This window comes from Aquabacter sp. (assembly GCF_965279295.1).
Classification (GTDB): Bacteria; Pseudomonadota; Alphaproteobacteria; order Rhizobiales; family Xanthobacteraceae; genus Aquabacter.
In genome coordinates this window covers 448,405-460,775 of the sequence record NZ_CBDIHQ010000013.1, presented here as the reverse complement: position 1 = coordinate 460,775, position 12,371 = coordinate 448,405, and the positions used below count along the sequence as shown (strand labels likewise).

Below are 12,371 nucleotides of genomic sequence, written 5' to 3'. Positions count from 1 at the left end.
GAGCCCGTCCGGCTCGAACATCAGGAACAGAATGATGGTGGCGCCGATCAGCATCTCGCGCAGGTAGGTGATGCCGTCCTTGAGATGCAGCAGTTTGTCGATGGCGCTGCCCTGGAGCGCGGAGGCCAGCGCGCCGGTCAGTTCCGGCAGCAGCACCATGAAAGCGGTGCCGAGGAGCGAGCCCATGATCGATCCCAAGCCGCCGATGATGATCATGGCGAGGAACTGGATCGAGAACAGGATGTCGAGCCCCTCGACCGACATGTAGCCGATGTAATGGGCATAGAGCGCCCCGCCGATGCCGGCGTAGAACGAGGCGATGCCAAACGCCATGGTGCGGTATTTCGCAAGGTTCACCCCCATCATCTCGGCCGAGAGATAATGGTCGCGCACCGCAATCAGCGCCCGCCCGTCGCGGGTACGCATGAGGTTCGCGGCAAACAGATACATCACCACCACGAACACCAGCACCACGTAGAAATAACGCCGGTCCCCAGACATATCGAAACCGAAGATCTCGAATGGCGGTGCCACCGCGCCCGACGTGCCGCCGGTGAACCAAGTGGCGCGAACGAAGAAGTCCTGGAGGATGAACTGGGCCGCGAGCGTCGCGATGGCGAGGTAGAGACCCTTCACCCGCGTCGCCGGCAGGCCGAAGATCAGTCCGACCACCGTGGTCCACACGCCGGCCAAGATGATGGCGAGCGGCACCGGCACCCCGTGCTCCGCGAGAAACACTGAGGCAAAGCCCCCGAAGCCGAAGAACACCGCATGGCCGATCGAAATCTGGCCGGAGAATCCGACCAATATGTTCAGGCCGAGCGCCGCGATGCCGAGATAGCCGATCTGGATCAGCAGGCTCAAATGGTAGTTGCTCAGCACCTGCGGCGCGAGCGCGAGCAGGATGATCCCTCCGACCAGGAAGGCGAACGTCAGCCGGGTCGAGAAAATCGTCTGGTCGGCGCGGTAGGTGGTGCGGAAGTCGCCGCAGGGGCGCATGGATTCGGCGGCCATGGCTCAGACCCTCTCGATGTCACGGGTGCCGAACAGCCCGTAGGGCTTGATCATCAGGATGACGATCAGGACGTAGAAGGGGACGATCTCGTAGAGATTTCCCCATTTGAGGAACTGGCTGTCGAAATAGTGCGCGACATTCTCCAGCACGCCGATGATCAGCCCGCCCACCACCGCGCCGAGCACGCTGTCGAGCCCGCCCAGGATGACGGCCGGGAAAACCTTGATGCCGAAGAAGGAAAGCGCCGAGGAAACGCCGTTGACGATGCCGACCACAACCCCTGCCACCGCCGACACCGCCGCCGATATGCCCCATGACAGAGCGAATACCTGCCGCACCGAAATGCCGAGCGACTGCGCCACCTGCTGGTTGAAGGCGGTGGCGCGCATGGCGAGGCCCATGCGGGAATACTTAAAGAACCAGGCGAAGCCGGCCATGATGGCAAGGCTCACCCCGGTCGACATGAGATAGGCGGTCTGCACCTGGAGCCCGAACACATCCACCTTGGTCACGGAGAAGACCGGGGGGAACGGCTGGGCGAAGGTGCCGAACATCCATTTCATCAGCGCCTGGAAGAAGATCGACAGGCCGATCGTCACCATGATGACCGAGATCACGGGTTCCCCGATCAGCGGGCGCAGTACGATGATCTGTAGGGCGAGGCCGAACAGCATCATGAAGGCGAGCGAGACCAGGAAGCCCCAGAAGAACGGGATCTGCCAATAGGTGAGCAGCCACCAGCAGGTCCAGGCGCCGATCAGCAGGAACTCGCCTTGGGCGAAGTTCACCACCTGGGACGCCTTGTAGATCAGCACGAAACACATGCCGACCACGCCATAGAGCGTGCCGATGATGAGCCCGTTGATGACGAGCTGGAAGAGAAGCTGAGTGTTCATCGGAACCCTCCCGCGCGCACTGACTCCCTCCACCCTTGAGGGGGAGGGTTGGGGTGGGGGGTATGGTGCGGCTTGGTGCTGGGCTGCAAGGGCAATTGGAGAGATACCCCCCACCCTGCCCTCCCCCTCAAGGGGGGAGGATTCAGCGTTGCGTGCTCGGACCAGTCCATCACGCCGCCCTCCGCTTTGCCGCCGGTATGGGCGCGGCGATGTCCAGGTCCACCACGTTCAGCACTGTGCGAATGCGCTGTTTGGTGCCGTCCTGAAAGGTGATCGTGGTATCCACGTCGATCTTCGGATCGCCGCGATACATGGCGTCGATGATGTCGCCATAGCGTTCGTTGATTACACCGCGCCGCACCTTGCGGGTGCGCGTCAGTTCGCCGTCGTCGGCGTCCAGCTCTTTGTAGAGCAGCAGGAATTTCGAGATGCGCTGCTTTTCCGGCAGGGTCTTGTTCACCTGATCCACCTCGCGCCGCAGCAGCGCGATCACCTCGGCGCGGGCGGCAAGGTCGGTGTAGGTGGTGAAGGCGATGCGGTTCTTCTCCGCCCATTTCGCCACGATCGGGAAGCGGATGCAGATCATGGCGGCGAGCTGCGCGCGCCCATCGCCGAGGATCACCGCTTCCGCCACATAGGGCGAGAATTTCAGCTTGTTCTCGATGTATTGCGGCGAGAAACGGTCGCCATGGGCGGTCGAGGCCATGTCGCGGACCCGGTCGATCACCACGAGGTGGCCGCGCGCATTGAGGAAGCCGGCATCCCCCGTGTGCATCCAGCCGCCCTCGGAAAGCGACTTCGCGGTCTCCTCCTCGCTCCGGTAATAGCCGGAGAAAATATTGGGATGACGGGTGACGATCTCGCCCAGCCCGTTTGGGTCTGGATCGTCGATGCGCAGTTCCACCCCCTCCATCGGCACACCCACGGTGTCGAAGTCCACGTCGCTCGCGGTGTGGATGGTGTAGGCGCCGAGCAGTTCCGTCTGGCCGTAAAGCTGACGCATGGGCACGCCGAGCGCCAGGAAGAAGCGGAAGGTTTCCGGCCCCAGCGCCGCGCCGCCGGTGGCGGCGGACTTCAGCCGGGAAAAGCCGAGACGGTCCCGCAATGCGCTGAACAGGATGACATCCGCGAGGCGCGAGCGGCGCCCCTGGTCCAGCGCTCTGAGGCCGAGCTTCATACCGAGATCGAACAGGGTTCGCTTCAGCAGGGAGGCGTCCATCATGCGGGCGCGCACATCGGCGGCGATCTGCTCCCAGACGCGCGGTGCGAACAGCACGAAGGAGGGGCCAATTTCGCGCATGTCCGCCATCATGGTTTCGGGCTCCTCGACGAAGTTCACCTTCATGCGAGAGATAAGTGCCTGACCGAAGGCGTAGATCTGCTCCATAATCCACGGCATCTGGAGCACGCTGACATATTCATCGTCCGGCCCGCGCATGTCGGCGGCGAGATAGGCGCCGCAATGGCGGATCAGCGCGGCCGAGGTCAGCATGGCGAGCTTGGGATGCGAGGTGGTGCCCGACGTGGTGCACAGGATGGCGATCTCTTCGCCCGATCCGCCCGCGACCAATGCGGGATAATGGTTCGGCGCGGCGGCGTGGCGGACGGCGCCGGTCTCTTCCAGGTCTTTCAGGGAGAGAAGGCGGGAATCCTCATATTTCCGCAGACCGCGCGGGTCGGCATAGATGATGTGGCGAACGGTGGGGATGCGATCTTCGAGCTGCAGCAGCTTGTCGACCTGCTCCTCGTCCTCCGCCAGGATCACCGACACGTCGGAATGGGTGACGAGATAGGCCACCTCGTCCGCCAGCGCGTCGCGATATATGCCCAGACTCATGGCACCGGCCGCATGGACGGCGATTTCGCCCATCAGCCATTCGGGCCGGTTGTCGCCGATCAGCGCCACCACGTCGCCGCGTTTCACGCCGAGAACCTCCAGCCCGAGCGCCATGCGCCGCACCCGCTCCGCCACCTGCTTCCAGGTGTAGGCGTTCCAAATGCCGAGATCCTTCTCGCGCAGCCAGATGTCGTCCGGGTGCTGCCGCGCGTGAAGCTCCAGCAGCTTGGGGAAGGTGTCGTGGACCCTAAGGTCCGGCAGGGCTGCGGGTGTGTTCATCGGATCATGCTCACGCCGGCAGGGCTTCGGGTTCTTCGAGCAAGGGGTCGTCCTCGCCGAGATAGGCCTTCTTCACATGCGGGTTGGCGAGAATGGTCTCTGGCAGTCCCTCAGCGATCTTGCGGCCGAAATCGAGCACCATGACGCGGTGGGAAATGTCCATCACCACGCCCATGTCGTGCTCGATCATGATGATGGTCATACCCCATTCCTCGTTGAGATCGACGATGTAGCGGGCCATGTCCTCCTTCTCCTCGAGATTCATGCCCGCCATGGGCTCATCGAGGAGGATCAGCTTGGGCTCCAGCGCCACGGCGCGGGCCAATTCCACCCGCTTGCGCAGGCCATAGGACAGGGTGCCGGCGGTGGCTTTGCGCACATGCTGGATGTCGAGGAAGTCGATCACATCCTCCACCTTCCGGCGGTGCTCCAACTCCTCCTTCTGCGCCCCGCCGATCCAGTAGAGGGCGCCGGTGAACAGGTTGTTCTTCAGGAGGTGGTGGCGGCCGACCATGATGTTGTCCAGCACGCTCATATGGCTGAACAGCGCGAGGTTCTGGAACGTGCGGCCGATGCCGATGGCAGCCCGCTTGTTGGGCTTCAGCCGCGTGATGTCCCGGCCCTCGAAGGCGATGGCCCCTTCCTGAGGGGAGTATCGGCCGGAGATGCAGTTGAGGAGCGATGTCTTGCCGGCGCCGTTGGGGCCGATGATGGAGAACAGCTCGCCTTTGTCGACGCGAAAGCCGACCTCGTTCAGCGCCCGGAGGCCGCCGAAGCGCAACGAAATATCACGCACGTCCAGGAGTGCGGCGCCCAACTCTTCCTCCCTCGAATGGGAGGCGCTTTGCGCTCTCCCTCCCTTTTCAGCCCTCCTCTAGCGGGAGGTGCATCGCTCGATCATGCCGTCGAGCTTATTCTAGGAAACAATCGAACGTTCTTTTTTTCCCGTGGTCAAGGCTCTTTTTGCCTTTCCCGGCTTGCGTCGCGGGAACGGCGCGCTCACTGTACGTCGCGCCGCTCCATCGAGCGGCATTCATCCAACACCCGGTGCTCAGGGCAGGCAAGGCCCGATCCGCAGGTCGGAAGTCAGATGGCGCGCACAGTCGGTTCCAACGGCGCACGGACCGCGAAGGCCATCCGCCAGGCGGGCGTCCAACTCATCTATAAGCACGGCTACGAGGCGATGAGCCTGCGCCAGCTTGCGTCTGAGGTCGGCCTCCAGTCCGGGTCGCTCTACAAATATTTCGAGAACAAGCAGAGCCTGCTGTTCGATATCGTTCGCGACCATATGGAAGACCTGATCGCCAATGCCGAGGCGGCGATGACGGGGATCGATGGTCCGCTGGAGCGTTTAAAGGCGTTCGTCGACTTCCATCTGCGCTATCACATGACGCGCAGCGCCCACGTCTTCATCGCCAATATGGAAATCCGTTCACTGGACGAGGCGCATCGCGCGGTCGCGGTTGAAATGCGCCGGCGCTACGAGCATCTGCTGGAGGATGCCTTGCGCGAGGGTGCGGACCAGGGGGTGTTTCGCGTGCCGGAACCGATGGTCTCCACCTATGCCATCATCTCCATGCTGACCGGGATCTGCATGTGGTATCGCCCGGACGGGCGCCTCAGCCAGGACGAACTGGTGGCGATCTATACCGATCTGGTTGTCGGGGGCGTCGCCGTCCCCGGTGCGCGGGTGAATGCACAGACCGGGCGCCGCCGCGCGAGCGCCTGAAAGCCTCTTGCGCTTCCAGGAAAAAAACGTACGATCGTTTCCAAGCCGGCCTGGATCGGCACCCGGAGGATTGGCGCGCGTGGATCGGTTTCCGATCGCTCTCCATGTGCCGCATTGGGCCATCGCCCGTCTTCCATACACATGGGGTGAGACAGCTCATGGCCATCATCGAGGATGGGGTCGACCGCCGGTCCGAGGCGTTCCGGCGCAATCGCGAGGCGCTGGAAGCCAGCGTGGCGGATTTGCGCAGCCATGTGGAGCGCATCTCCGAGGGCGGCGGGTCGGTCGCCCGCGAACGCCATCTGAAGCGCGGCAAGCTGCTCCCGCGCGACCGCATCCGCACCCTGCTCGACACCGGCTCGCCGTTTCTCGAGCTCTCCCAGCTCGCCGCTTACGGCCTGTATGACGACGATATCCCGGCGGCCGGCATCATCACCGGCATCGGCCGGGTTTCGGGCCGCGAATGCATGATCGTCGCCAATGATGCGACGGTTAAGGGCGGCACCTATTTTCCCGTCACGGTGAAGAAGCACCTGCGGGCCCAGGCCATTGCGCGGGAAAACCATCTGCCCTGCATCTATCTCGTGGACAGCGGCGGCGCCAACCTGCCGAACCAGGACGAAGTCTTCCCGGACCGCGAGCATTTCGGCCGCATCTTCTTCAACCAGGCCAATATGTCGGCCGAAGGCATCGCCCAGATCGCGGTGGTGATGGGAAGCTGCACCGCCGGCGGCGCCTATGTGCCCGCCATGGCCGACCAGTCCATCATGGTGAAAAACCAGGCCACCATCTTCCTGGCCGGCCCACCGCTGGTGAAAGCTGCCACTGGCGAGGTGGTCACCGCCGAGGAATTGGGCGGCGCTGACGTCCACACCCGCACCTCGGGCGTCGCCGACCACATGGCGGAGAATGATGCCCACGCGCTCGGCATCGCCCGCACCATCGTCGCCGATCTCAACCGGTCCAAGAGCCACGGGCTCGATCTCGCCGTGCCTCGCGCGCCGCTGTACGACGCTGAGGATATTTACGGCATCGTCTCGCAGGACCCGAAGAAGCCGTTCGATGTGCGCCAGATCATCGCTCGCATCGTCGACGGCTCGGATTTCGATGAATTCAAGCCGCTCTACGGCACCAGTCTCGTCACTGGCTTCGCGCGCATCTTTGGCTATCCCGTGGGGATCATCGCCAATAACGGCATCCTGTTTTCCGAGAGCGCGCTGAAGGGCGCGCATTTCGTGGAGCTGTGCTGCCAACGCCAGATACCGCTGGTGTTCCTCCAGAATATCACCGGCTTCATGGTGGGCCGGAAGTACGAGGCCGGCGGCATCGCCAAGGACGGCGCCAAGCTGGTCAACGCAGTCTCGTGCGCCAGCGTACCGAAGTTCACCGTGGTGATCGGCAATTCCTTTGGCGCTGGAAACTACGGCATGTGCGGACGCGCCTTCGATCCCCGCTTCCTCTGGATGTGGCCGAACTCCCGCATCTCGGTCATGGGCGGCGAACAGGCGGCCAACGTGCTCGCCCAGGTGCGCCGCGATGGGATCGAGGGCAAGGGCGGCACATGGTCCGGCGAGGATGAGGCCGCCTTCAAGGCGCCGATCCAGGCGCAGTATGAGCGCCAGGGCCACCCCTATTATTCCTCGGCGCGGCTTTGGGACGACGGGGTGATCGACCCGGCCGACACGCGGATGGTTCTGGCGCTTGCCTTGTCGGCATCGCTGAATGCACCGCCGAGGGAGACACGCTTCGGCGTGTTCCGGATGTGATGGGTAAGCTTACAAGCAAGGTCCTATCCGACCTCGCGGAATGTGCGTCCTCCCCTGCAGGTTTCCCTCCCTCCCCCCTTGAGGGGGTGGGGTGGGGTGGGGGGTATCTCTCCATTTGCTCCGGCAAGGGTGGTCCAGGCGGCGCCATACGCCCCACCCTAGCCCACCCCCTCAAGGGGGGAGGGGACAGGTTGCGGGAGAGGGGAGAGAGATCATGACCCTCCTCATTTCCCACGAGGACGGCGTCGCCATTCTCACCCTTAACCGCCCCGAAGTGCACAACGCCTTCGACGATGCGCTGATCGCCGCGCTCACCGCCGCCTATGCGGACGCGGCTGCCGACCCCCAGGTGCGCGCCGTCCTGCTCCGCGCCAACGGCGCCTCGTTCTGCGCCGGGGCCGACCTCAACTGGATGCGCCGCATGGCGGGCTATTCGCACGCCGAGAATCTCGCCGATGCGCAGGCGCTCGGCGCGCTCATGCACACCATCGACACCTGCCCAAAGCCGACGCTGGCCCGGGTGCACGGCTCGGCCTTTGCCGGGGCCATCGGCCTGATCGCCTGTTCGGATATCGCGGTGGCGGTGCCGGAGGCCCTGTTCGCCGTGACCGAGGTGCGGATCGGCCTGATCCCGGCGGTCATCAGCCCCTATCTGGTTCGGGCCATGGGCGCGCGGCAGGCGCGGCGCTATTTCCTCACCGCCGAGCGGTTTTCCGCCGAGACGGCGCTGGAACTCGGCCTCGTGCATGAGGTGGTGCCGGCGGATGATCTGGATGCCGCCATCGCCCGCCATCTCAAGGCGCTGCGGGCCGCAAGCCCTGCCGCGCTCAGGGCCGCCAAGGATCTGGTGGCGGCGGTGGATCGCCCCCTGTCGGCCGAGGTGATCGGCGATACCGCGCGCCGCATTGCCGACCAGCGGGCGAGCGCGGACGGCCGCGAGGGTCTCGCCGCCTTCCTGGAAAAACGCAAACCCGAATGGGGGCAATCATGACCCGGCCCATCAACCGGCCCATCCGCACGCTGCTGATCGCCAACCGGGGCGAGATCGCGGTCCGGGTCATGCGCACCGCCCGCGCCATGGGCATCAAGACCATCGCGGTCTATTCTGAAGCCGATGCCCACGCGCTGCATGTTGAGAGCGCGGACGAGGCCTACCCCATCGGCCCCGCCCCGGCGCGCGAGAGCTATCTCAGGATCGACGCCATCCTGGACGCCGCGCGGCGATCCGGTGCGGATGCGATCCATCCCGGCTACGGCTTCCTCTCCGAGAATGCGGATTTCGCCGACGCCTGCGACAAGGCTGGCATCATCTTCGTGGGTCCGCCGGCCTCCGCAATCCGCGCCATGGGCTCAAAAAGTGCCGCCAAGGCGCTGATGGAAACCGCCGGCGTGCCGCTGGTGCCCGGCTATCACGGCGTCGACCAGGATGAGGCGCTGCTCGCCCGCGAGGCGGACCGGATCGGCTATCCCGTGCTGATCAAGGCGTCCGCCGGCGGCGGCGGCAAGGGCATGAAGGTGGTGCGCGCGGCGGGCGAGTTCGCTGCGGCACTCGCCTCCGCCAAGCGCGAGGCGAAAAGCGCGTTCGGCGACGACCGGGTGCTGGTGGAGAAATATCTCACCCGGCCGCGCCATATCGAGGTGCAGGTGTTCGCCGACAGTCACGGCAACGCGGTCTATCTCCACGAGCGCGACTGCTCGATCCAGCGTCGTCACCAGAAGGTGGTGGAGGAAGCTCCTGCGCCGGGCCTCTCCCCGGAACGCCGTGCCGCCATGGGCAAGGCGGCGGTGGATGCCGCCAAGGCGGTGGGCTATGTCGGCGCCGGCACGGTGGAATTCATCGCTGAGGATGGCCACTTCTTCTTCATGGAGATGAACACCCGCCTCCAGGTGGAGCATCCCGTCACCGAGGCCATCACCGGCCAGGACCTGGTGGAGTGGCAGGTCCGGGTGGCGCGGGGCGAAAAGCTGCCCCTCTCCCAGCAGGAAATCCCCCTGATCGGCCACGCCATAGAGGTCCGGCTCTATGCCGAAGACCCGGAGCGGGACTTCCTGCCCCAGGTTGGGCGGCTCGACCATCTCGTCCTGCCGTTCGCAATCCCCGGCGCGCGGGTCGATTCCGGCGTGCGAGCCGGGGATAGCGTGTCGATCCATTACGACCCGATGATCGCCAAAATCATCGCCTTCGGCGCCGACCGGGCGGAGGCGGTGGGGCGTATGGGCGCCGCGCTCGCCGCCACAGAAGTGGTCGGCCTGCCCACCAACCGCGCCTTCCTTCAGGCCATCGTCGCGGAGCCCGCTTTCGAGGCCGCCGATCTCGACACCGGCTTCATCGAACGGTATCGCGCGACGCTTCTGCCCGGCCCCGTGCCTTTGGCTCAGCGCGATCTGGCGCTGGCGGCGTTGCATGTGCTTCTGGATGAGGCGCGCTTGTCCGCGCAATCGGCCGAGGCCGCCGACCCGTTCTCGCCCTGGGGGCTTGCGCCAGGCTGGCGCCTCAACCGCTCCGCCTTCGTAGACCTAACGTTTTCCGACCAGGGGCAGCGCATCGCGGTGCGGGCGCATTATGTGCGGGACGGCTTCCGGCTCGATCTGCCGGGCGGCCAGATGGCGGTGGAGGGCGTCATGGACCCGGATGGCGCGCTCACGGCGCGGCTTGATGGTGTGCGCATGCGTGCGCGGGTGGTGCGCTCGGGGCAGAAGCTCACCGTGTTCGCGGCGGGAGCCGAGCGCAGCCTCGACCATATCGACCCCCGCGTTGCCTCTATCGAGGCGACGGGCACCGCCGGCCGGCTGGTGGCCCCGATGCCCGGTACCATCATTCGCGTCGCGGTGAAGCCCGGCGACCAAGTTGCCAAAGGCGATGCGCTGGTGGTGGTGGAGGCCATGAAGATGGAGCACACAGTCGCCGCCCCGCGCGAGGGCCAGGTCAAGTCGGTCCGTTTTGCGGTGGGCGATCTGGTGGATGAAGGCGCGGAACTCCTGGTGCTGGAGGATGCCCTATGAGCCGGCCGCCGGAGGTTCGCATCGTCGAAGTCGGACCGCGCGACGGTCTCCAGAACGAGCCGGGCATCGTCCCGCTGGCGGCCAAGGTGGCGCTGATCGATGCTCTGGCCGATGCCGGCCTGCGTGTCATCGAGAGCGGCAGCTTCGTCTCGCCGAAATGGGTGCCGCAGATGGCGGACACCGCGCAGGTGCTCGCATCCATACGCCCGCGCCCGGACGTGAGGCACACCGTCCTCGTGCCCAATCTGAAGGGCCTGGAAGCGGCGGTTGCATCCGGAGTCAAAGAAGTGGCGGTGTTCGCCGCCGCGTCGGAGGCTTTCAGTCAGAAGAACATCAACTGCTCCATCGCCGAGAGCCTGGAGCGATTCGCGCCTGTCATGGCGGGGGCCGCCGAGGCGGGACTTCCGGTGCGCGGCTACATCAGCTGCGTGCTTGGATGCCCCTACCAGGGCGAGGTTCCGGTTTCCGAGGTGGTGCGGGTGGCCGAGGCCCTGGTGGCCATGGGCTGCTACGAGGTCTCTCTGGGCGACACCATCGGCGTTGGCACTCCGGACAGGGCGAAGGTCATGGCCGGAGCGGTGGGAGGGGCGGTCGGGCTTGAGCGCACGGCGGTGCATTTCCATGACACCTATGGGCAGGCCCTGGTGAATGTGCTGGCCTGTCTCGATCTTGGCATCACGGTGGTGGACAGTGCGGTCGCCGGTCTCGGCGGCTGCCCCTATGCCAAGGGCGCCTCGGGCAATCTCGCGACCGAGGATCTTGTCTATATGCTTGACGGGCTCGGCGTGCGAACAGGTGTCGAACTCGCTCCTCTGGCTGAAGCGGGCCGGACCATCACCGCCGCCCTCGGCCGCCGCCCAGCCTCGAAGGTGGCGCAGGCATTGGCCGCTCAGGCAGGCTGAGGCTGATTCGCGGGGGTGTTGCCGGGCGGTGCTATGCCCGTCCGCGCGCCGCGCGGGTCGGTATGACCTGATGCTGCACCCAGTTGCGGATCTCCAGGGTGCGCAGTTCCTTGGAGATCACCGCGCCATCCACCCCGTTGCGCCAGACCAGTGCATGATTGGTGGGGTCGCGCTCCAGTTTATCCATGTCGGAAATGAAGGCTTCTTCCTCGTCTTCGTCCAGGAAGAAGCCTTCCACCACAAGGCTCGGGCTTAGGCGGCGGAAGATCGCCGCCATTTCCCGGAACGGGTATTCCGGGTGGTATTGCACGCCCCAGGCCATGGTCTTGCCCACCGGCACCTCGGCCGCCTGGACCACCGAATGGTCGTTGCTGGCGAGCAGTCGTGCGCCCTCGGGCAGGGTCTCGACCTCGTCGAGGTGCACGGTCATGGCCTCGAACACCGTCGGCTTGCCATCGAACAGCGGATGGCCCGCGCCATGTTCCGTGAGACGGATGCGGCGGCCGAAGCCGACCTCGCGGCCACGCGGATTGCGCCGCACCGCGCCGCCGGCGGCCACCGTGATGAGCTGAAGCCCCCAGCAGCTCCCAAATACCGGCGTTCCCGTGGTGAAGGCACTCCGCAGCAGTTCGATCTGCTGGGAAATGGCAGGGTCGCGATTGTAGATGTTCAGCGAGGAGCCGGTGATGGCGATGCCATCGTAACCCTCGAGCCCGCCGGAATCCGGGAGATTGGCGCCGGGGTCGGCGGGATAGCAGATGTCCACCACGGCATGGGGGAACATTTCGCGCAGCAGCCGGGCGTAGCCCTCACTGGCGGCTTCGCCACCGAATTGCACCTGGCGGGCGCGGGCTTCGGCGGTATTTCCTTCAACGACAAGCAGACGAGCGGCGGACATGGCACACAGAGCTGTGATTGAAACTGTGCCTTGCACAATAGCGCCG

10 protein-coding genes are annotated in these 12,371 nt (G+C 65.3%); 5 read left to right on the top strand and 5 right to left on the bottom strand.

What is annotated here, in order from left to right; all coding sequences use genetic code 11:
* The 4 genes from ADADO0_RS09005 to ADADO0_RS08990 form a co-directional block, all read right to left on the bottom strand.
* Positions 1–1,014, bottom strand: a 1,014-nt coding sequence (locus ADADO0_RS09005; RefSeq protein ID WP_511304788.1) for a branched-chain amino acid ABC transporter permease, incomplete at its 3' end; no start/stop codon positions are given.
* A gap of 3 nt (positions 1,015–1,017) precedes the next feature.
* Positions 1,018–1,911, bottom strand: coding sequence for a branched-chain amino acid ABC transporter permease (locus ADADO0_RS09000; protein WP_511304787.1), 894 nt, complete (start codon positions 1,909–1,911; stop codon positions 1,018–1,020).
* 169 nt (positions 1,912–2,080) lie between these two features.
* Positions 2,081–4,027 carry a long-chain fatty acid--CoA ligase gene (locus ADADO0_RS08995; protein WP_511304786.1) on the bottom strand — a complete coding sequence of 649 codons (1,947 nt, stop codon included), beginning with the start codon at positions 4,025–4,027 and terminating at the stop codon, positions 2,081–2,083.
* A 10-nt stretch (positions 4,028–4,037) separates the two neighbouring features.
* Positions 4,038–4,844, bottom strand: a complete 807-nt coding sequence (locus ADADO0_RS08990; RefSeq protein WP_511304785.1) for an ABC transporter ATP-binding protein — start codon at positions 4,842–4,844, stop codon at positions 4,038–4,040.
* A gap of 273 nt (positions 4,845–5,117) precedes the next feature.
* On the opposite strand from ADADO0_RS08990, the gene ADADO0_RS08985 reads away from it, so the two are divergent.
* The 5 genes from ADADO0_RS08985 (at position 5,118) to ADADO0_RS08965 (ending at position 11,427) form a co-directional block, all read left to right on the top strand.
* Positions 5,118–5,756, top strand: coding sequence for a TetR/AcrR family transcriptional regulator (locus ADADO0_RS08985; RefSeq protein ID WP_511304784.1), 639 nt, complete (start codon positions 5,118–5,120; stop codon positions 5,754–5,756).
* A 158-nt stretch (positions 5,757–5,914) separates the two neighbouring features.
* Positions 5,915–7,522, top strand: coding sequence for a carboxyl transferase domain-containing protein (locus tag ADADO0_RS08980; protein ID WP_511304783.1), 1,608 nt, complete (start codon positions 5,915–5,917; stop codon positions 7,520–7,522).
* A 214-nt stretch (positions 7,523–7,736) separates the two neighbouring features.
* Positions 7,737–8,513 (top strand): enoyl-CoA hydratase/isomerase family protein, encoded by a 777-nt coding sequence (locus tag ADADO0_RS08975; RefSeq protein ID WP_511304782.1) that lies wholly within the window; start codon positions 7,737–7,739, stop codon positions 8,511–8,513.
* A complete protein-coding gene (locus ADADO0_RS08970; RefSeq protein ID WP_511304781.1) occupies positions 8,510–10,525 on the top strand; it encodes an acetyl/propionyl/methylcrotonyl-CoA carboxylase subunit alpha in 2,016 nt (671 codons plus the stop codon). The genes ADADO0_RS08975 and ADADO0_RS08970 overlap by 4 nt, the downstream gene beginning before the upstream one ends.
* Positions 10,522–11,427: a hydroxymethylglutaryl-CoA lyase gene (locus ADADO0_RS08965; RefSeq protein WP_511304780.1), complete on the top strand. Its 906-nt coding sequence runs from the start codon at positions 10,522–10,524 to the stop codon at positions 11,425–11,427. The genes ADADO0_RS08970 and ADADO0_RS08965 overlap by 4 nt, the downstream gene beginning before the upstream one ends.
* Positions 11,428–11,458: 31 nt before the next feature.
* Here the strand turns inward: ADADO0_RS08965 and ADADO0_RS08960 are convergent, their stop codons facing one another.
* On the bottom strand, positions 11,459–12,325 hold the full coding sequence (locus tag ADADO0_RS08960) for a type 1 glutamine amidotransferase (RefSeq protein ID WP_511304779.1): 867 nt from the start codon (positions 12,323–12,325) through the stop codon (positions 11,459–11,461).
* Positions 12,326–12,371: the final 46 nt, after the last annotated feature.